Annotated in this window: 19 protein-coding genes; 10 read left to right on the top strand and 9 right to left on the bottom strand. The window is 52.7% G+C overall.

Features of this window, described 5'->3' with window-relative positions; genetic code table 11:
* Positions 1-34: 34 nt before the first annotated feature.
* Genes carB through carA form a run of 4 tightly spaced genes read right to left on the bottom strand, consistent with a single transcriptional unit; the run spans position 35 to position 5,331 of the window.
* Complete coding sequence (gene carB / locus ABJV08_RS12610; RefSeq protein ID WP_348052433.1) at positions 35-3,370, bottom strand: carbamoyl-phosphate synthase large subunit; 3,336 nt, start codon at positions 3,368-3,370, stop codon at positions 35-37.
* Complete coding sequence (locus ABJV08_RS12615; RefSeq protein ID WP_348037830.1) at positions 3,370-3,747, bottom strand: ribonuclease E inhibitor RraB; 378 nt, start codon at positions 3,745-3,747, stop codon at positions 3,370-3,372. Before ABJV08_RS12615 ends, carB begins: the two co-directional genes overlap by 1 nt.
* 49 nt (positions 3,748-3,796) lie before the next feature.
* Positions 3,797-4,129, bottom strand: a complete 333-nt coding sequence (locus ABJV08_RS12620; RefSeq protein WP_348037828.1) for a hypothetical protein — start codon at positions 4,127-4,129, stop codon at positions 3,797-3,799.
* The gene (gene carA, locus ABJV08_RS12625; RefSeq protein WP_348037826.1) at positions 4,126-5,331 is read right to left on the bottom strand and encodes a glutamine-hydrolyzing carbamoyl-phosphate synthase small subunit; all 1,206 of its coding nucleotides are present in this window, start codon (positions 5,329-5,331) and stop codon (positions 4,126-4,128) included. Before carA ends, ABJV08_RS12620 begins: the two co-directional genes overlap by 4 nt.
* A 132-nt stretch (positions 5,332-5,463) precedes the next feature.
* Between carA and ABJV08_RS12630 the strand changes: the two genes are divergently transcribed.
* The 7 genes from ABJV08_RS12630 to ABJV08_RS12660 all read left to right on the top strand — a co-directional run bounded on the left by ABJV08_RS12630 (position 5,464) and on the right by ABJV08_RS12660 (position 13,208).
* Positions 5,464-5,916 carry a GatB/YqeY domain-containing protein gene (locus ABJV08_RS12630; RefSeq protein WP_348037824.1) on the top strand — a complete coding sequence of 151 codons (453 nt, stop codon included), beginning with the start codon at positions 5,464-5,466 and terminating at the stop codon, positions 5,914-5,916.
* A gap of 60 nt (positions 5,917-5,976) precedes the next feature.
* Positions 5,977-6,366, top strand: coding sequence for a DUF559 domain-containing protein (locus ABJV08_RS12635; RefSeq protein WP_348037822.1), 390 nt, complete (start codon positions 5,977-5,979; stop codon positions 6,364-6,366).
* Entirely contained in the window at positions 6,363-8,231 is a 1,869-nt protein-coding gene (dnaG, locus tag ABJV08_RS12640; protein ID WP_348037820.1) for a DNA primase, read from the top strand. Before ABJV08_RS12635 ends, dnaG begins: the two co-directional genes overlap by 4 nt.
* Positions 8,232-8,254: 23 nt before the next feature.
* The gene (gene rpoD / locus ABJV08_RS12645) at positions 8,255-10,267 is read left to right on the top strand and encodes an RNA polymerase sigma factor RpoD (RefSeq protein WP_348037818.1); all 2,013 of its coding nucleotides are present in this window, start codon (positions 8,255-8,257) and stop codon (positions 10,265-10,267) included.
* 105 nt (positions 10,268-10,372) lie between these two features.
* Positions 10,373-11,059 carry a hypothetical protein gene (locus ABJV08_RS12650; RefSeq protein WP_348037816.1) on the top strand — a complete coding sequence of 229 codons (687 nt, stop codon included), beginning with the start codon at positions 10,373-10,375 and terminating at the stop codon, positions 11,057-11,059.
* 106 nt (positions 11,060-11,165) lie between these two features.
* The gene (locus ABJV08_RS12655; RefSeq protein ID WP_348037814.1) at positions 11,166-12,011 is read left to right on the top strand and encodes a MoxR family ATPase; all 846 of its coding nucleotides are present in this window, start codon (positions 11,166-11,168) and stop codon (positions 12,009-12,011) included.
* A gap of 15 nt (positions 12,012-12,026) precedes the next feature.
* A complete protein-coding gene (locus ABJV08_RS12660; protein WP_348037813.1) occupies positions 12,027-13,208 on the top strand; it encodes a VWA domain-containing protein in 1,182 nt (393 codons plus the stop codon).
* A gap of 3 nt (positions 13,209-13,211) precedes the next feature.
* Here the strand turns inward: ABJV08_RS12660 and ABJV08_RS12665 are convergent, their stop codons facing one another.
* The 4 genes from ABJV08_RS12665 to ABJV08_RS12680 are packed head-to-tail and all read right to left on the bottom strand — an operon-like array spanning position 13,212 to position 15,516.
* Positions 13,212-13,514, bottom strand: coding sequence for a hypothetical protein (locus ABJV08_RS12665; protein WP_348037811.1), 303 nt, complete (start codon positions 13,512-13,514; stop codon positions 13,212-13,214).
* A gap of 58 nt (positions 13,515-13,572) precedes the next feature.
* Positions 13,573-14,769, bottom strand: coding sequence for a DUF1343 domain-containing protein (locus tag ABJV08_RS12670; RefSeq protein ID WP_348037809.1), 1,197 nt, complete (start codon positions 14,767-14,769; stop codon positions 13,573-13,575).
* Positions 14,766-15,317 (bottom strand): DOMON-like domain-containing protein, encoded by a 552-nt coding sequence (locus ABJV08_RS12675; protein WP_348037807.1) that lies wholly within the window; start codon positions 15,315-15,317, stop codon positions 14,766-14,768. The genes ABJV08_RS12670 and ABJV08_RS12675 overlap by 4 nt, the downstream gene beginning before the upstream one ends.
* 43 nt (positions 15,318-15,360) lie before the next feature.
* Positions 15,361-15,516: a hypothetical protein gene (locus ABJV08_RS12680; protein WP_348037805.1), complete on the bottom strand. Its 156-nt coding sequence runs from the start codon at positions 15,514-15,516 to the stop codon at positions 15,361-15,363.
* Here ABJV08_RS12680 and tyrS point away from each other — a divergent pair.
* A complete protein-coding gene (tyrS, locus tag ABJV08_RS12685; RefSeq protein WP_348037803.1) occupies positions 15,515-16,744 on the top strand; it encodes a tyrosine--tRNA ligase in 1,230 nt (409 codons plus the stop codon). The two genes, ABJV08_RS12680 and tyrS, sit on opposite strands and share 2 nt — an antisense overlap.
* A 95-nt stretch (positions 16,745-16,839) precedes the next feature.
* On the top strand, positions 16,840-17,157 hold the full coding sequence (locus ABJV08_RS12690; protein ID WP_348037801.1) for a PilZ domain-containing protein: 318 nt from the start codon (positions 16,840-16,842) through the stop codon (positions 17,155-17,157).
* 2 nt (positions 17,158-17,159) lie between these two features.
* On the opposite strand, the gene recG is transcribed toward ABJV08_RS12690, so the two are convergent.
* Complete coding sequence (gene recG / locus ABJV08_RS12695) at positions 17,160-19,217, bottom strand: ATP-dependent DNA helicase RecG (RefSeq protein ID WP_348037799.1); 2,058 nt, start codon at positions 19,215-19,217, stop codon at positions 17,160-17,162.
* A gap of 59 nt (positions 19,218-19,276) precedes the next feature.
* Here recG and ABJV08_RS12700 point away from each other — a divergent pair, with 59 nt between their 5' ends.
* Positions 19,277-19,543: a succinate dehydrogenase assembly factor 2 gene (locus ABJV08_RS12700; protein WP_348037798.1), complete on the top strand. Its 267-nt coding sequence runs from the start codon at positions 19,277-19,279 to the stop codon at positions 19,541-19,543.
* Positions 19,544-19,564 lie beyond the last annotated feature (21 nt).

Below are 19,564 nucleotides of genomic sequence, written 5' to 3' on the forward strand. Positions count from 1 at the left end.
AAGACCGCCCGCAGTGTGACAAAATGTCGGAAAATTAAGTCTGCGAAGCCTTATAATAGGACTGTAAGGCGCGAACTTCAAGAGTCTCGTCGCGCATGGCCTCAATTGCCTGCATTACAGCGTTGCTTGCGGTGGCGGTTGTGTAGATGGGAATTTTGCCAACCAGCGCCGCCGCCCGGATCGATTTCGAGTCTTTCAGCGACTGCCAACCCTCGGTTGTGTTGAAGATCAGATTGACCTCGCCATCCTTGATCAGGTCGACAATATGCGGCCTGCCCTCCGCCACTTTGTTGACTTTCTGGACCTTGATGCCCTTCTCCGTCAGATAATCTGCGGTTCCGGACGTGGCGATCAGCTTGAACCCCAGCTTGTCGGCCAGTCGCGCGCCCTGCTCTATCACCTTCTTGTCGGTTTCCTTGACCGAGATGAAGATCGTTCCGTTATCCGGTAGGCGGGTATTCGCGCCGAGCTGCGACTTGGCAAAGGCAATCGCAAAGCTCTGATCAATGCCCATGACTTCGCCGGTCGATTTCATTTCCGGCGACAGGACCGGATCGATCCCAGGGAAGCGGTTGAACGGGAAGACCGCCTCTTTCACCGCGATATAGTCAATATGCCGGTCGATGGCCGGCAAGTCCTTGAGCTTCTCTCCCGCCATCACGCGCGAAGCGATCTTCGCGATTGGCGTACCGATAGCCTTGGCAACAAAAGGCACAGTCCGGCTAGCGCGCGGATTGACCTCGATCAGATAGACTTCGCCATTTTTCACCGCGAATTGAATGTTCATCAGCCCGCGCACTTTCAGGCCGAAAGCCAGCGCTTCGGTCTGCCGTTCCATTTCCGCGATGATCTCGTCACTGAGATTATAAGGCGGAATGGTGCAGGCGCTGTCGCCCGAGTGGACACCGGCTTCTTCAATATGTTGCAGCACGCCACAGACGATCACTTCGTCGCCATCGCAAATTGCATCGACATCGACTTCAATCGCATCGCGCAGATATTGGTCTACCAGCACTGGCTGGTCGCCAGACACTTGCACAGCCGTATTGATATAATTTTCCAGCTGTGCCGGTCCATCGACGATTTCCATCGCCCGGCCACCCAGCACGAAGCTGGGCCGGATCAGCACCGGATAGCCGATACGTTCGGCGATGGTTACCGCCTCGTCGCGGGTCCGGGCCATGCCGTTTTCCGGTTGTTTCAGCTTCAGCTTGTTAACCAGCTGGGCAAAGCGTTCGCGGTCTTCGGCCAGATCAATCGCATCCGGAGAGGTGCCGAGGATCGGAATGCCCGCATCTTCCAGCGCCTGCGCCAGTTTCAGCGGCGTTTGCCCGCCAAATTGCACAACAACACCGACCAGTTCACCGGTCTGCTGTTCAACATGCAGGATTTCCAGCACATCTTCAGCGGTCAGCGGTTCGAAATAGAGTCGGTCCGACGTATCATAATCGGTAGACACGGTTTCCGGATTGCAGTTGACCATGATCGTTTCAAAACCCGCGTCCGAAAGCGCGAAACAGGCGTGGCAGCAGCAGTAGTCAAATTCGATCCCCTGCCCGATCCGGTTCGGTCCGCCGCCCAATATAACGACCTTCTTGCGACCGGACGTTTGCGCCTCGCACTCCGGAGCACCGAAAATAGGCGCTTCATAGGTTGAATACATATAGGGCGTCTTCGCTTCAAATTCCGCTGCACATGTATCAATACGCTTGAACACGGGCCGCACATCCAGCTTGTGCCGTAAGGCCCGGACATCGTCCTCGCTCGTCACACCAGCCATGGCGGCAAGGGCGTCATGAACCAGCCCGTTACCACCTGCGACCGCGCGCCCCGTTCCGCCTGCGACATGAACGGAATCAATGGCAAGCTTGGCGAGTCTCTGATCCGAAAAGCCCATGGATTTCAGCTTGCGGAGGCCTTGCGCATCATTGGGCAAGCCATTGTCCATGACATCCTGCTCAGCATCGATGATTTCGCGAACTCTGGACAGGAACCAAGGATCAAAGCCGGCAATCGCGTGGATTTCATCATTGGAGAAACCTTCACGCATGGCTTGCGCGGCCACCAACAGCCGATCGGGCGTGGCCCGGGCCAGTTCTGCCGCAATATCCTCACGCGGTGCGCCGATCAGCGCCTGCACGCGGTTGAAGCCGTCGAGACCAGTTTCCAGACCACGCAGGGCCTTCTGCATCGATTCATGGATATTGCGGCCAATGGCCATGACTTCACCGACCGACTTCATGGCGGTGGACAGCAATGGCTCCGCGCCCTTGAACTTTTCAAAGGCAAAACGCGGTATCTTGGTGACGACATAGTCGATTGTCGGCTCAAATGACGCCGGGGTCACACCGGTAATGTCATTGTCAATTTCGTCGAGCGTATAGCCCACTGCCAGTTTCGCGGCGACGCTGGCAATCGGGAAGCCGGTCGCTTTGGATGCGAGCGCAGAAGAGCGCGACACACGCGGGTTCATTTCGATGACAACAAGCCGCCCATCCTTCGGATTGACTGCGAACTGTACGTTAGAACCCCCTGTTTCGACTCCTATTTCTCTGAGCACAGCCAAAGAGGCGTTGCGCATGATCTGATATTCTTTGTCGGTCAGGGTCAGCGCCGGCGCGACCGTAATGCTGTCGCCGGTGTGCACACCCATCGGGTCCACATTTTCGATCGAACAGATGATGATGCAATTGTCGGCACTGTCGCGGACAACCTCCATCTCATATTCTTTCCAGCCAATCAGCGATTCATCGATCAACACTTCATTGGTTGGAGAGGCTTCCAGCGATGTCCGGATGAAATGGATGAACTCTTCGCGGTTATAGGCCACCCCGCCACCGGTGCCGCCCATGGTGAAGCTGGGCCGCATGATCGCTGGCAGGCCGATATCTTCCAATATCTCCAGCGCCTGCTCTTCGCTATGCGCGACCGCAGACCGCGGGCTTTCCAGACCGATCTTGTCCATCGCCGCCTTGAACTTCTCGCGATCCTCGGCCTTATCAATGGCTTCGGCATCCGCGCCGATCATCTGGACATTATATTTGTCGAGCACGCCCATTTTGTTGAGCGTCAGCGCCGTGTTCAGCGCCGTCTGCCCGCCCATTGTCGGTAGGATTGCGTCAGGACGCTCTTTTTCGATAATCTTTTCGACAATTTCGGGCGTGATCGGTTCAATATAGGTCGCATCCGCCATTTCCGGATCGGTCATAATCGTCGCCGGATTGGAGTTGACCAGGATGATCCGGTAACCCTCTTCCTTCAGCGCCTTACACGCCTGCGTGCCGGAGTAATCAAACTCGCAAGCCTGTCCGATAATGATCGGGCCAGCACCAACGATGAGGATGGATTTTATGTCAGTTCTTTTGGGCATTATGCAGGGTTCTCATCTGATATTTCGCCATTTTCGTTGCAGGCAAAGCAGCCCCAGCCATCATGGTCGATGTCATATTCGCTTTCGATCTCGAGGCATTTGCGGGTCAGTTCGCGGACCGTCTCGCGCTGCGTGTCCAGATCAATCTGCAACTCGATCACCCAGCCCTCATCCTCTTGCGAGACCAGAGCAGAACGAAAGCCCCATTTGGCGGCGTCATTCTTGAACTTGTTCAGGTCCGCGACCGCGCCAACAAATTGCACGTTAATTTCGCGCACAACATGCGACAAATCGCCACCGGCGGCCATATTTTGCAAGATTTCGTCATCAATTGCCCATTCTTCGGCAAGATGGGCAGGATCTATAGGTCCGCTCATTGGATTAGGCCAAGAATTAGCATTGGGGAGATGTTGGTTGTGTTCGGCATCAAATTGTCGATTCACTAGTAAGAAAAAGGTTAGTGAACGGTTCGAATGCTTCGTCAAATTTTTCAGAAGAGACCCGTTCCCAGCCTCCCATCTTTTTAACAGCTAATGACAGGTCTAATTGCTCGCCGTTGCAATCAAAAATTTCTGCAGTGGCACCACCAAATTCATGAAGGATCAATCTACCCATTCGCCCATCCACCGCTTCAAGGTCGATATATGCACTTCTATTTGAAGAGGCAGGTCCTACGGTGATCTTTGAAGCAACATCATCAGGCAAAGCCAACTCGAACTGCTTAAGCCAAGAGACGAAGGTTTCTACGTCGTTTTTCACCCCAACCCCCCGACAAATTTTGCGAAGAGATAGAAGCTATCCTGCGGCCCCGGACTGGCTTCGGGGTGATATTGTACGCCAAAGGCGCGTTTGCCGATTATTTCAATGCCGCAATTGCTGCCATCGAACAGGCTTTTATGGGTGGCGCGAATATTGTCCGGCAAACTGTCGCCATCGACCGCGAACCCGTGGTTCATGCTGGTGATTTCGACCAGCCCTTCGGTTTCATCCCATCCTCCGCCGATACGCTGCACCGGATGATTGGCACCGCGATGGCCCTGATGCATTTTGACCGTCTTGGCGCCCGCTGCCAGCGCCAGCATTTGATGGCCCAGACAGATGCCAAAGAGCGGCATATCCGCTTCCAGCAATTGTTGGATCACTGGGACCGCATAGGAACCGGTAGCCGCCGGATCGCCCGGTCCGTTGGACAGAAAGACGCCATCCGGCTTCAATGCCAAAATATCATCGAGCGATGTTTTAGCAGGAACTACAGTTACTTTTGCGCCAGCCTTAACAAGGTTTCTGAAGATATTGCGCTTCGCGCCAAAATCAAGCGCCACCACATGCGGCCGGGATGAAGATGCTTCCATCTCTTCCAATGGGGCATAGCCATGGCCCAATCGCCAGATGCCGGCACCCTGCCCTTTGCCGTCCCACAATTGTGTCTGATGGCCGGTCACATCTTTGGCCAGGTCCATGCCTTCCAGCCCCGCCCAACCGCGCGCTTTACCGAGCAATTCATCGATATCAAACTGACCATCGGGATCATGGGCGATCACCGCATTGGGCGCTCCCGCTTCGCGGATCCGCCGCGTCAAAGCCCTTGTATCCACGCCGGAAATTCCGATCCGGCCCTGCTCCGTCATCCACTGGTCAAACGGCTTCTGGTCGCGGAAATTGGACGGTGCCGTCACATCCTCGCGGATGATGCAGCCCAGAGCATGCGGGCTGTCCGCCTCAACATCCTCGTCATTGGTGCCGACATTGCCGATATGGGGGAAGGTGAAGGTTACGATCTGCCCGGCATAGCTCGGGTCAGTCATCACTTCCTGATAGCCGGTCATCGCGGTGTTAAAGCAGACTTCACCCACCGCAGAGCCGATTGCGCCAAAGCCCCTGCCCCAGATTATCGTGCCATCGGCCAATACCAATATCCCAGTTGCACCCTCGGGAGCGTCGGGATTATGGGCATTGGTCATGGCAGTTCCTTTCAGGACGTCTTGGGCGCAAAATTTCATGGGACCTAGGGCCAGATTTTTGACGTCACAATCTATGAAAAAAATTATCTTCCCGCTATGGTGGTCGCTTATTCCAAAAATATGAGGACCGCCATGATTCGCGATACCGTGAAAGCCGCGCAAATTGCCGCCATGAAGGCCGGCGACAAGGATCGCACCGCTGCAACACGCAGCATAATGGCCAAAATCAAGGACAAGGACATTGAACTGCGCACCAAGGGTGATGCGCCAGACGACGATGCGATGGTCACGGACGTGCTTCAGAAAATGGCAAAACAGCGCCGCGAATCGATAGACATGTTCGAAAGCGGCGGTCGGACCGAACTGGCCGCGGCAGAGAAAATGGAATTGTCGGTGATTGAAGAGTTTCTTCCCGCCCAATTGAGCGAGGAAGATACCGCCGCTTTGATCGATGGCATCAAGAGCGAACTCGGCGCTGACAGCATGAAAGACATGGGCCGGGTGATGGGCGAACTGAAAAAACGCCACGGCACCGAAATCGACATGAGCAAAGCCAGCGCCATGGTGAAGGCGGCTTTGGGCTGAGCTAAGAATCCCCCTCCCGCTTGCGGGAGGGGTTAGGGGTGGGACTGAAAAGAAATTGAAGTGGTAGCTTTCAAACCAAGAAACACCAATCGCGCCAAATCCCTGCGCAATCAGGCCACGCCGGCTGAACGAGAGCTATGGAAATATATATCCAAGAGGCAGGTGAGCGGACGCAAATTCAGCCGACAAATGCCCGTAGGTCCTTATTATGCAGACTTCCTCTGCCGTGAACTCGGACTGATTATTGAAATTGATGGATATTCGCATGAAACACAACAAGCTTATGATGCGAAGCGGACCGGCGATCTTGTGCAGCTTGGCTACAAGGTTCTCAGATTCGCAAATGATGATGTTTTGAGCAATGTTGAGGGAGTGATTGGACAGATTGAACGTGCTCTGAAGAGTAATCCCACCCCTAGCCCCTCCCGCAAGCGGGAGGGGGACATATGACCCTAACCCCGCAATGGCTTGAAGAACTGCGGTCGCGGGTGACGCTATCGACTCTGATCGGGCGGACGGTGAAAGTACAGAAGGCGGGCCGGGAATTTAAAGCCTGCTGTCCGTTCCATAACGAGAAGACACCCAGTTTCACGATCAACGACGAAAAAGGTTTTTACCATTGCTTCGGTTGCGGTGCCCATGGTGATGCGATCAGCTGGATGACCGAGCAGCGCGGGCTGGGCTTCATGGACGCGGTCAAGGATCTCGCCGCCGAAGCCCAGATGGAAGTCCCTGCCCCCGATCCTCAAGCGGCGCAGCGGCAGGAAACCCGTGCCACCCTTCATGACGTCATGGCGGCAGCACAGGATTGGTTTGTCACGCAATTTAACGGGATTGAGGGGACCGCGGCACGGGAATATCTCAAAAATCGCGGTATTTCCGAGAAAACCATCCGCGAATTCGGATTTGGCTTTGCCCCCAATTCCCGCGGGCGACTGAAAGAGGCTTTGTCCGTTCACGGCTTGGACCAGTTGATTGAGGCCGGCCTGTTGATCAAGGTGGATGACAAGGACCCCTATGACCGTTTTCGCGGCCGATTGATGATCCCGATCCGCGATCCGCGCGGTCGGGTGATCGCCTTTGGCGGCCGGATATTGGGTGATGGCGAACCCAAATATCTCAATAGCCCCGATACGCCATTGTTCGACAAAGGCCGTACGCTCTATAACCTGGACAAAGCCTCTCCTGCTTCCCGCAAGACGGGCCGGATATTGGTCGTAGAAGGCTATATGGACGCAATCGCTTTGGCGCAGGCCGGGTTCGAGGATGTTGTGGCTCCTCTGGGCACCGCGCTGACCGAACATCAGATAGAGCGCATCTGGAAAATGGTTGAAGCCCCCATTCTTTGCTTTGATGGCGATAACGCCGGCCAGAAAGCTTCTATGCGGGCTGCTTTGCGGGCTTTGCCAATCTTGCGGCCGTCGCACAGCCTGAATTTCATTTCCCTTCCTGCCGGACAAGACCCCGACGATCTGATCCGGTCGGACGGCGCACAGGCTTTTGCCGCCTTGATCGCGCAGCCGCAGATGCTCGACGACAAGATTTGGCAAGCGGAATATGATGCCGAACCGCTCAATACTCCGGAAACCAAGGCAGGCTTGAAGAAACGCCTGTCCGACCATGTGCGGGACATCGCCGACAAAGATATTGGTCAACATTACTGGCAGGTATTTCACGAACGTTATCAAGCCGCCTTTTTTGCGCAACGGGACAATCGTTCCGAGCAACGGCGCCCACAGAGCGTAAATCGTAAATTTCCGTCAAAATTTATTTCCCATAACCCGATGGACGACACAAAGTCCTTTTTGATCGAAGGCTATGATCTGCAGATTGCCAAGGGTATATTGGGAGGCCTGATCCGCCATCCATGCCGGATTTCCAGCCATTTTGAAGAGCTCAGCGCGATCAAATTGGCCGATTCGCCGCTCCAGGCCTTGCTGGGCGAGTTAATCAATGTCGCCATGAGCAAAGAAACGCTTGATATGAAGGGCCTTCTTACCATATTGGAGAAGACAGATTGTTATAATGTCGCAAAGGGGCTGTTACGGGCCGACGCGCTGAATTTCTCTTTCAACCGCAAACTGCCAGACGATGCCCCTTCGCTATTGATCGAACGGGCGCATCGGGATTTGGCAGAAGCGATAAAAGTGGTAACAGCGCGCCCCGGACTGGAAGCGGCTTTGGCGGAGGCAACACGGCGGGTGCAGGACGATCTTACGGAAGAAAGTTATGCCGAGCAGCAGCGCCTTCGCGAAGCGAAGCGGTTATTTCATGAGCGGTTGGTCGAGCTGACCCAGATCGACGATAGTATATAGTTTTTAATTAGGGGCCTCAGCCATTGGCAAGCAAAGCGAAGAATATCAAAGCCGAAGACGAACCGTTGATTGACCTCAACGACAGCGCCATCAAGAAATTGATCGCTCAGGGAAAAAAGCGCGGTTATCTTACGATTGACGAGCTGAACGAAGCCCTGCCCCAGGACCAGAATGAGCAGATTGAAGACGTCATGTCGGCAATCTCCGAAATGGGTGTCCGGGTTGTCGAGAATGACGAAGAAGCGGCTGAAGAAATGGGCGGCGAGGAAGTCGAATCCATTGACGGCAAAGACAAAGAGAAGAAGACGGCTGCAGCCGCTCCCAAGAAAACCGCCTCCGATCGTACCGACGATCCCGTGCGTATGTATCTCCGCGAGATGGGCGCTGTCGAATTGCTCAGCCGCGAAGGCGAAATTGCCATTGCCAAGCGTATAGAAGCTGGCCGCGACACCATGATTTGGGGGCTTTGCGAGAGCCCTACCACGTTTAACGCAATCATCGAATGGTCCACCGCGCTCAATGACGGCGAAATGCAGTTGCGCGAGATTCTTGATCTCGACGCCATGCTCTCCAAGGATCCCGTTCCGGAAAATCTGGAAGAGGCCGAAGAAGATGATGACGGCGAAATCAGCGAAAAAACCGCTGGTCCATCGTTCAAAGATGATGATGAAGTCGAAGATGCCGAGCCGGCTGAAGGCGACGAAGATGAAGAAGCCGAACTGACCGAACGCCGCACGAAACGTGTGGTTGAGGAGGAAGAAGAAGACAACACTCTTTCCCTCGCGCAGATGGAAGAGGCTCTGAAGCCCGATGCATTGGAAAAATTTGCTCTGATCACGTCGGTGTTCAAGAAATTCTCTAAACTGCAAACGATCCGTCTGGATTCTTTGGCAGCAGGCAAAGAATTCCCGAAAGCTTCAGAAACCAAATATCACAATTTGCGGGAAGAACTCACTGCATTGGTCGAAAGCGTGCAATTTCACGCCAACAAGATCGAGTTTCTCGTTGACCAGCTTTATTCCTTCAACCGCCGCCTGACCACATTGGGCGGGCAGATGCTCCGCTTGGCCGAGCGTCACAAAGTGCCACGCCGCGCCTTTCTCGAAAGCTATATCGGCAAAGAGCTGGATGATGGTTGGTTGGCTAGCATGGCTAAAGTCGACAAGAAATGGGCTGCCTTTGTAGAAAAAGAGGCGGATTCGGTAGACCGCATCCGTGCAGAGATTTCCGATATCGCCAATGCGACCGGTACCTCTCTCGTTGAATTCCGCCGGATTGTGAACATGGTCCAAAAGGGCGAACGCGAAGCGCGTATTGCGAAGAAGGAAATGGTTGAGGCCAATCTCCGCCTCGTAATTTCCATCGCCAAGAAATATACCAATCGTGGACTGCAGTTCCTGGATCTCATCCAGGAAGGCAATATCGGCCTGATGAAAGCGGTCGACAAGTTTGAATATCGTCGTGGCTACAAGTTCAGCACTTATGCAACATGGTGGATTCGTCAGGCCATCACTCGTTCCATTGCCGATCAAGCCCGAACCATTCGTATCCCGGTCCACATGATCGAGACGATCAACAAATTGGTCCGTACTTCACGGCAGTTCCTGCACGAGCAAGGCCGCGAGCCGACACCAGAAGAGATGGCTGAACGCCTTTCCATGCCGCTCGAAAAAGTGCGCAAGGTGATGAAAATTGCCAAGGAGCCTATTTCTCTCGAAACGCCAATTGGTGATGAAGAAGATTCGCATCTTGGTGATTTCATCGAAGATAAAAATGCGATCATTCCGGTGGATGCGGCCATTCAGGCCAATCTGAAGGAAACCGTTACCCGCGTGTTGGCAAGCCTTACACCTCGTGAAGAACGGGTGCTACGGATGCGTTTCGGGATCGGTATGAACACCGATCACACTCTCGAGGAAGTCGGCCAACAGTTTAGCGTGACGCGCGAACGTATCCGGCAAATTGAGGCAAAGGCGCTCAGAAAACTGAAGCATCCTAGCCGCAGCCGCAAAATGCGGAGTTTCCTGGACCAATAGTCTCACGACCAGGCAACTGGAAAACATGGTTTGTAAACTCCTAACAGCAGGTAAACCGGCTCTTTAGGATTATTCTGTATATCCCAAGATAGACGAAGGTGCTTCATGCATTTTCGCAACAAATCACGGGATATCGGAAACGCCATGCTAGGACAAAATGCACAATTGGCAGCTCAGCAAAGCCTTGCTGAGCATGGCAGCGACACAGCGCCCTATGTTCGGCTTATTGCCGAAGATTTTTCAGTGCTTTCGGGCGCCGATATCGCAGATATTGCACATTTCATGTGCATTTTGCACGGAAGCCATCCCGGCGTCATAGATCATGCCGCGACCAAAATAACAGAAGATGCCGCGCGCGAGTGGCTGATGCAGGCAACGGACGGTTTTGCAGCCGAACGCAGCTTCTTGACCAAGCTAACGGTCGCTGCCGGACCAATATCGGGTGTCAGCGCGGATGACCCAAGCAATGCAGCCGTGCTCGGTCAACGGAAAGCTCTTGAGATGCTATCCCAGTCAGATCGAAACGGATGTGCCATTGGTGCTGCCATGGCGTTGGTTTCAGACTGGCATTGCATTAGAAAAATCTTGGAACCGATCGCTTTGCGGCTAGGTGTTGAAGCCCGTTTCCCCATTTTGCCAAATGTTGAAAAAACTTCCGACCTGAAGCGTGAGTTGGCTCAGACCCCTGCTCTGGAAAGAGCATTGAATTTTGGGTCTGAACAATTGCTCAATCAGCATCGCGGTCTTTGGCAGCTTCTGGAAGCCCGCCGAAACACTCGCCTTTCCCATTAATCCTGGCGAAAAGATGCACCAATCTTAACTAAATGATTAACTTGCCTACAAACTTGGTTTTCCCTATCGCCTGTGCTTTGACGTTCACGGCAAGGAATAGAAAATCATGCGTTTTGACGGTACCAAAGACTATGTTGCAACCGATGATCTAAAGGTTGCTGTCAACGCTGCCATGACCTTGCGGCGCCCGCTGCTCGTCAAAGGCGAACCGGGCACGGGTAAGACGGTTCTGGCCTATGAAATCGCTAAAGCCATGGGCACACCCCTGATTGAATGGAACGTCAAGTCCACAACAAAAGCGCATCAGGGTCTTTATGAATATGATGCGGTGGCGCGCCTTCGTGACGGCCAATTGGGTGACGAACGCGTTCATGATATTTCAAACTACATCCGCAAGGGAAAGCTCTGGGAGGCCTTCACCGCTCCGGAGCTCCCGGTCCTGCTGATTGATGAGATCGACAAAGCGGACATCGAATTTCCAAATGACCTTCTGCAAGAACTCGATCGTATGGAGTTTCATGTCTATGAAACCAAAGAGACGATCAAAGCCGCTGAACGTCCGATTGTTATCATCACCTCGAACAATGAAAAAGAGCTGCCGGACGCCTTTTTGCGCCGCTGTTTCTTCCATTATATCAAATTTCCGGACCGCGAGACGATGCAAGACATCATCAACGTCCACTTCCCGGATATTCAAGGAATCTTGGTCAAGAAGGCGATGGATATATTCTATGATGTGCGGGATGTTCCGGGTCTCAAGAAAAAACCAAGCACAAGCGAGCTGCTCGACTGGCTGAAGCTGATTCTCAACGAAGACATGCCGCTTGAAGCGCTACAGTCAAAAGACAGCAGCAAAGCGATCCCACCGCTCCACGGCGCGCTTCTTAAGAATGAACAAGACGTGATGTTGTTCGAACGCCTGGCCTTCATGGCGAAACGCGAAGCACGCTAAGCAAAGGCAAGAACGATGTTCTTTAACTTCATGGACGAACTTAGGGCCGCCGGTATAACAGCGTCGCTCAAAGAGCATCTTGTTCTGCTCGAAGCACTCCAGAAAGACGTTATTCGGCGGACTCCGGAGGATTTTTATTTTCTTTCCCGGGCCACCTTTGTGAAAGATGAAGGCTTGTTGGATCGCTTTGATCAAGTCTTTTCAAAAGTGTTTAAGGGCATCGAGACCAGCTATGGTCTGCAGGAAGAGGACATTCCGCTCGACTGGCTAAAAACAGTCGCAGAAAAATATCTTTCTGAAGAAGAAATGGAAAAGATCAATTCTCTGGGCAGCTGGGAAGAGATTATGGAGACGCTGAAAGAGCGTCTAGCGGAACAAGAAAAACGACATGAAGGCGGCAGCAAGTGGATCGGCACCGGCGGCACCTCCCCTTATGGAAATTCGGGATACAACCCCGAAGGCGTCCGGATTGGCGGCGAAGGTGGTCAGAAAAAAGCTCTCAAAGTCTGGGACAAGCGGGAATTTCAAAATCTCGACAATACAAAATTGCTGGGAACCCGAAATATCAAGGTTGCTCTGCGTCGACTGCGCAAATTCGCGCGCGAAGGTGCAGCCGATGAACTTGATATCGACCGCACAATTGACGGCACCGCAAAAAATGGCTGGCTGGACATCCATATGCGGGCTGAGCGGCATAATGCAGTTAAGTTACTGTTGTTCCTGGACATTGGCGGCTCGATGGATCCTTTCATCAAGCTCTGCGAAGAGCTGTTCAGTGCGGCAACATCAGAATTCAAAAATCTGGAATTTTTCTATTTCCACAATTGCCCCTATGAGGGTCTGTGGAAAGACAATAGCCGTCGTTTTTCCGAGCGCACAAATACCTGGGACGTCCTCCACAAATATGGCCATGACTATAAGCTGATCTTCGTCGGAGACGCATCCATGAGCCCCTATGAAATCACCCACCCAGGTGGCTCTGTCGAACATTTCAATGAAGAAGCCGGCGTGACGTGGATGCAGCGCTTGACCAACACCTATCCCGCCGCAGCCTGGCTAAATCCGGTACCGGAAAAACAATGGGGCTATTCACAAAGCGTCAAAATCATCCGCGAATTGATGAATGATCGCATGTATCCGCTGACCGTTGACGGATTGAGCGATGCGATGAAAGAATTGACCCGCAAGCAGGGGTAATTGCTAGCCTTCCACCGCCAGCAAAGTTGTTCCGTCATATTTTTCGGCGGCCGGCTCGAATATCTCCGATCGCTCAAAGTGGATGTCTTCAACCCGAACATCTTTCAAGCCGGAAAGTTTGAACGTTCCGATTTTGATTTCCCGCGGCGGCAGGCCGTCTTTTTCCAAGGGTACGGCATCGACGTACATCTCGTCATGCCGTGTATAGAGAATATGCGGCGCAAGCTTGAACGTTGTATTGTTATAGGTCGCGGCCACACATTTTTTTAGCGCGACCCCCTCGAAGAATTCTTTGCTCGGTAACATTATCGCAAATTATCATAATTTTGACCGAATGCAATAATTATGTTGCAGTGCAACATGATTAATAGAGCAGAAACTCTCTCAACATCTCTCCCCACGCCCTTTCTCCAGGCGCAGTTATCGCTTCTAGATCATTTGCTATGGAAGACGGACTCTCGATCCATTCCCGCAAGCTTGGTCCACCATTGATGACATCAAAAGCCAACTTATCTTGTACATATTCGTATGGAAAGTCTCGCCATAATTCATAACCGAAGTAGAGTTTCCCGATCGCTTTCAGCGCCAGCGCTTGCAATCGCCAAGGCCGGAAAGAATGGTGATCATAGCTCGGACCTTCGGCATGGATCTGCACGCCGTTACACAATTGCCCCTGATGCTTGTGAAAGGTCGGTTCAAACCAAATTTCCCGAAGCACGCAGCCCTTCAACCATTGTGGCGCTTTGCGCTGCATTTCGGCAATAACAGCACGCGCGTCAATATCGGGCGCACCGAATAGCTCCAAGGGCCGTGTGGTTCCGCGCCCTTCGGAAAGCGTTGTTCCTTCCAGCATCACTGTCCCCGCATAGGCTCGTGCCATGTTGACATTGGGAGCATTGGGGCTGGGATTGATCCAGATATGATCTTCCGGCCAGCCAAATCCCGGACCTTCCGGTTTCCAGCCCTGCATGGGAATAACTTCATATTCGACATTGAGGTTAAAATGGCTGATCAACCATCGTCCCATTTCTCCCATCGTAAGACCATGTCGCATGGGCATTGGAGCTGCGCCGACAAAACTTTCCCAGCCTGCTTCAAGAATGGTCCCTTCAATCGGGCGCCCTGCCGGATTGGGCCGATCGAGAACCCAAACCGCCTTGCCATGCTCAGCCGCGGCTTCCAGCATATATCGCAGGGTTGTGATGAACGTGTAAATGCGGCAGCCCAAATCCTGCAGATCGATTAGAATGACGTCGAATGTATCCATCGATTGCGCGGTCGGCCGACGAACTTCGCCATAGAGACTAAAAACCGGGATATTGTGGATCGGATCAAGATAGTCAGCCGTTTCGATCATATTGTCTTGCTTGTCTCCCCTCAGGCCATGCTGAGGGCCAAAGGCAGCCGTAAGGTGGATTCCGTCTTGAGCGGCCAGTGCATCCAACGAATGCGTCAGGTTTCTCGTGACCGAAGCCGGATGCGCGAGCAACGCCACCCGTTTTCCTTCCAAAGGACGCCTGAATTCGGCTTCTTCAATCAGCCGGTCAATTCCAAATTTCATCGCGATTTTGCCACTTTCAAATTGTAGAGGAAGCAGTCTCTGCTGTGGAAGTCAGGACTACCCGAAGGGTGATCTAAAGCCCATAGTGATTTTCGTCCGCTTTTTTCTGCAATCACAGCGGTCAGCGCAATTTCCAGACTGCCGGCTTCCAATAGCGGTATCCCGGCGAGATCAACCCTTCCTGTAAGTTCAAACCTATTCGCAGTGCTAACAATTTCGACCCTGGGGTGGTGCCCAAGGTCAGGACTGCGCATGCCCTCCCGGTAACCATCAAATGCGTAGACCGCCCATTGGCTAGAAGGAGAAAGATTCAATTCCAGATATTCCGGAGCATCTTTCTTGCCAATGAAGGCTTCAAAGCAGGTTTCCTTCCAAAGGCCATCCGCTCGCTCCGGAATAGTTGCTTCCGGAAGCGCCAAACACTCAACAGCACCGATAACATTGTATCGCAGGATGAATGTTCCCGCAGGGACGAAATCAATTTCGACATCTATCCCAGTGATCGTATCGCTAGGAAAGTCGGGATGGCAGGACAGTGTATGGCGCATCGCAATCCTTAAACGCTTCAAATTTGGTATCGGACAGGAAATCTCAGAAAGCCCGGTTGTTCTCTCCCTCGATGCCGATTGCAATATCGAATATTGCTTTGAGCAACCTATATTCGATCACAGAAATTTGCCAATCTTTTGCGCATTCACAAACCGACAATTGCGCCAGACGGAACAAGTCTGTAACGACGCCATCCATGACCGAATATCAATCTGATCTGCTGCGCTTGATGAACGACCGTGGCTATATCCACCAATTGACCGATGCTGCGGCATTGGATTCACTTGCTACAAAATCGATCATCCCCGGCTATATCGGATTTGACGCTACTGCGGACTCGCTTCACGTTGGCAATCTCGTGTCGATCATGTTGCTTCGACGTCTGCAACAAGCAGGACATAAACCAATAGTCGTCATGGGTGGCGGCACAACCAAAGTTGGAGATCCTTCCGGTAAGGATGAAGTCCGGAAACTGCTCGATGATGAAGGAATTGAGAGCAACATCGCTTCGATTCGAGCCTGTTTTGAACGGTTTTTGACCTTTGGCGACGGCCCGACGGATGCCGTTCTTGTCAACAATGCAGACTGGTTGGACAAGTTGGAATATATTCCTTTCTTGCGCGAAGTCGGGCGTCATTTCACGATCAACCGGATGCTCACCTTTGACTCGGTAAAACTAAGACTTGAACGAGAACAGCCACTTACTTTTCTTGAATTCAACTACATGATCCTGCAAGCCTATGATTTCTTGGAGCTTTCTCGCCAATATGGTTGCAAATTGCAGCTCGGCGGTTCTGATCAATGGGGCAATATCGTCAATGGAATGGAGCTCGGCCGCCGGATTGACGGAACAGAATTGTTCGGCATTACGACACCGCTGATTACAAAATCCGATGGGTCGAAAATGGGCAAATCGGTCGATGGTGCTATCTGGTTAAACGCGGATCGACTCAGCCCATATGATTATTGGCAGTTTTGGCGGAACACCGATGACAGAGACGTCGGCAAATTCATGCGCCTTTTCACCGACCTAGACATAGATGAGATTAACCGTCTGGAATCAATGCAAGGATCGGACATCAACGAAGCCAAGAAAATTCTAGCTGATGCCGCCACAAGCCTGGCCCATGGCGAGAAAGCCGCAGAAGAAGCCGCGAAGACTGCTCAACAAACTTTTGAACAAGGCGGTGCCGGTGGCGAGCTGCCGGTCCATGTCGTTGAATCAAATGAAATATCTATGTTGGATGCATTGGTCGCCATTGGTTTCTGTGCCTCAAAAGGAGAAGCGAAAAGGCTGATCGCAGGAGGCGGAGCACGCTTGGATGACGAACCTGTAAGAGATGCCGGTCATTTGATTGTGCTTACCAATAAAGGCGTGAAGATTTCAGCGGGGAAGAAGAAGCACGGCTTGCTTCGTAAGGCATAAGCCCTTTGGTTTATCGGTTCACCAATTAGCATTTACCTTTTGTTCTTAATCAAAGCTTATTGTCGCGAAACACCATTTTACGGAGTTCGTGCGACATGACCAGTCTGTCGAAACAATCATCAACTGATTTACGCCGTGCAACGCGTTTTTCAGTCGATTTTGAAACAATTTGCGAATTCCACCCAAATCGAGAGATTCGTGTCCGGATTGCCAATATTTCTGCTCATGGCATGATGCTCGCCGATCCATTGGACATGGAAAAAGGTGCCCGGATCATAGTGCGCTTACCGGTTGCTGGACGGATTGAAGCCTATCTTGTTTGGTCACACCAAGGTCGATGCGGCCTTGAATTTGAGCGCGTAATCCGGGAGCCAGATTTTGTGGCTATGCTGGACAATATCAACAGCCTTTAGCGCTATCCGCTTCGCAATAGACTAACGCCCCAGTCGCGTTCAAACAAATAGAGCGCGACACGCGCAGCCTGTCCGCGTTCGCTCGCCAATCCGCCGTCGCGATCAAGCAACAACCGCGCATCATCCGTGGCTGATCCGATCAAATCATTGACCTGAGCTGGCGTGGCAATGCGGAAACCGGCATCCCCGGATTGCCTTGTGCCCAACAATTCTCCTGCCCCGCGCAGGCGAAGATCTTCCTCTGCGATGCGAAAACCATCATTTGTTTCACGCATCAATGTGAGCCGAGCACGCGCAGTTTCGCTGAGCTCCCCTCCGCGGATCAACAGACAGTTGGATTTGACACTTCCCCGCCCTACCCGCCCTCTAAGTTGGTGCAATTGGGCAAGGCCAAAGCGATCTGCTGCCTCGATGATCATCAGGCTGGCATTGGGCACATCCACGCCGACTTCAATGACGGTCGTGGCCACCAAAATCTTTATTTCATTCCGTTGGAAGCGTCCCATGACCTGATCTTTTTCGGGGCCCTTCATACGACCATGAACCAAACCTACCTGATCGCCGAACCTTGCCTTCAGGCTCGCGGCCCGGTCTTCTGCTGCAGCCAGATCGCTTTTTTCGCTTTCTTCAATCAATGGGCATACCCAGTAAGCCTGGCCTCCCGACGAGATGTGGCGCGCAAGGCCTTCCACCACGTCCAGCAAGCGTCCGTCAGAAATTACGCTAGTATCGATCGCTTGCCGCCCCGGAGGAAGCTCGTCGATGCGAGAGACATCCATTTCGCCATATTGGCTGAGCGTCAGCGTACGGGGAATGGGCGTCGCCGTCATGGCTAGCAAATGCGGCGTGTTTTCCGCTTTCTGCGTTAGCATTAGGCGCTGGGACACGCCAAATTTATGCTGCTCGTCAATGACCGTAACGGCTAGATTCTTATAGCGGACCTGCTCCTGAAAAATCGCATGGGTTCCAATCAATATATTGATGGACCCATCCATCAGCCCCATTAGCGTCGCTTCTCGAACCTTACCTTTGTCGCGCCCGGTCAAAATCGCAAGATTGACCGGCAGACCGACCAATAGCTTTTGCAAGCCTTCAAAATGCTGCCGCGCCAGGATTTCTGTCGGTGCCAAGAAGGCCCCCTGATATCCGGCTTCCACAGCCGACAGCAGAGCCATCAGGGCAACAAGTGTCTTGCCCGAGCCCACATCGCCCTGCAGCAATCTCAACATCGGAGCACTTTGCGCAAGATCTCCTTCAATCTCCGAAATGCAGCGTTTCTGGGCACCTGTCAGTTCAAAAGGCAGCTTCAGTTGATCACGAAGTCTCCCGTCTCCCTGAATCGGGATCCCCTTCTTGCTTCGGTTGCTGGCTCGAACCAGCATGAAAGCAAGCTGGTTGGCAAATACCTCATCATAGGCCAGCCGGTCACTGCTTCCTTCGCTGTTAGCGCCATGAAGGGCGAGGATACTATCCTTCCAACTCTTCCAGTCTTTTGTCGCAAGCTGACTGGCTTCCACCCATTCCGGCAGCGTTGGAGCAAGCACCAGCGCCTGCCCGATCAATTGTCGCATGCGTATATTGCCGAGTCCGTCTGCCAAAGGATAAATCGGTTCAACTAGCGCTATGTCATCGATCTGTTCCGGCTCGAGCACCTGATCAGGATGGACCATTTGAAGTTCATCACCATAGCGCTCCAGTTTACCGGAAATGACTTTTGCTTCACCAAGCGGCAGCAATTTCTTAGGCCAACCGGGGTTTCGGCCGAAAAAAGTCAGGCTGATATAATTGCCTTCCTTGTCGGTCGCCTGCACCCGCAAGGGGCTCCGTGGACCACCCGTACGATAGTCAACCGGCGTAACTTCGACGATGATCGTCTCTCCGACATCGATTTCATCAAGCTTAGCGACGCGCTTTCGGTGCATCCAATAGCTTGGCTGATGATAAAGCAGGTCCTTGATTCGGGTCAGCCGCAGTTTCTCAAGCGGCTTGGTCAACGCCTTGCCTACGCCTTTGAGCGATGGGGTCTCGCCAAATAATGGATTGAGTATCTCGGGCCGCATGTCTATCCGCCTTTATACGCCCGCTGGCACATTATGCCAGCCAAGTTGGAGCAGCAAATATGGACCGCGAAACAAAGCTGAAGAAGCTACAATTTCGCGCGTGGCATCGCGGCACCCGTGAAGCCGATTTCTTGATCGGGGGTTTTTTTGATCGATATGGTCAAAGTTGGTCGGAATCCGAGATAGACTGGTTTGAAAATCTGCTTTCAGAAGATGATGTCGATGTCATGGCTTGGGCGATCGGAACACTGCCTGTTCCCCAAACTTTCGAGGGTCCGCAAATGGATGCCCTGCAGCGGCTCGACTATATTGATGCAACGAAATAATCTCTCATCCTCTATCCAAAG

The sequence above is a fragment of the Parasphingorhabdus sp. genome, from assembly GCF_039982395.1.
Lineage (GTDB): Bacteria > Pseudomonadota > Alphaproteobacteria > Sphingomonadales > Sphingomonadaceae > Parasphingorhabdus.

What these genes read in the sequence shown, in the direction of transcription:
- carB (WP_348052433.1), bottom strand. Translation starts at nt 3,370, where the DNA reads ATGCCCAAAAGAACTGACATAAAATCCATCCTCATCGTTGGTGCTGGC.
- ABJV08_RS12615 (WP_348037830.1), bottom strand. Translation starts at nt 3,747, where the DNA reads ATGAGCGGACCTATAGATCCTGCCCATCTTGCCGAAGAATGGGCAATT.
- carA (WP_348037826.1), bottom strand. Translation starts at nt 5,331, where the DNA reads ATGACCAATGCCCATAATCCCGACGCTCCCGAGGGTGCAACTGGGATA.
- ABJV08_RS12630 (WP_348037824.1), top strand. Translation starts at nt 5,464, where the DNA reads ATGATTCGCGATACCGTGAAAGCCGCGCAAATTGCCGCCATGAAGGCC.
- dnaG (WP_348037820.1), top strand. Translation starts at nt 6,363, where the DNA reads ATGACCCTAACCCCGCAATGGCTTGAAGAACTGCGGTCGCGGGTGACG.
- ABJV08_RS12650 (WP_348037816.1), top strand. Translation starts at nt 10,373, where the DNA reads ATGCATTTTCGCAACAAATCACGGGATATCGGAAACGCCATGCTAGGA.
- ABJV08_RS12655 (WP_348037814.1), top strand. Translation starts at nt 11,166, where the DNA reads ATGCGTTTTGACGGTACCAAAGACTATGTTGCAACCGATGATCTAAAG.
- ABJV08_RS12660 (WP_348037813.1), top strand. Translation starts at nt 12,027, where the DNA reads ATGTTCTTTAACTTCATGGACGAACTTAGGGCCGCCGGTATAACAGCG.
- ABJV08_RS12665 (WP_348037811.1), bottom strand. Translation starts at nt 13,514, where the DNA reads ATGTTACCGAGCAAAGAATTCTTCGAGGGGGTCGCGCTAAAAAAATGT.
- ABJV08_RS12670 (WP_348037809.1), bottom strand. Translation starts at nt 14,769, where the DNA reads ATGAAATTTGGAATTGACCGGCTGATTGAAGAAGCCGAATTCAGGCGT.
- ABJV08_RS12675 (WP_348037807.1), bottom strand. Translation starts at nt 15,317, where the DNA reads ATGCGCCATACACTGTCCTGCCATCCCGACTTTCCTAGCGATACGATC.
- tyrS (WP_348037803.1), top strand. Translation starts at nt 15,515, where the DNA reads ATGACCGAATATCAATCTGATCTGCTGCGCTTGATGAACGACCGTGGC.
- ABJV08_RS12680 (WP_348037805.1), bottom strand. Translation starts at nt 15,516, where the DNA reads ATGGATGGCGTCGTTACAGACTTGTTCCGTCTGGCGCAATTGTCGGTT.
- ABJV08_RS12690 (WP_348037801.1), top strand. Translation starts at nt 16,840, where the DNA reads ATGACCAGTCTGTCGAAACAATCATCAACTGATTTACGCCGTGCAACG.
- recG (WP_348037799.1), bottom strand. Translation starts at nt 19,217, where the DNA reads ATGCGGCCCGAGATACTCAATCCATTATTTGGCGAGACCCCATCGCTC.
- ABJV08_RS12700 (WP_348037798.1), top strand. Translation starts at nt 19,277, where the DNA reads ATGGACCGCGAAACAAAGCTGAAGAAGCTACAATTTCGCGCGTGGCAT.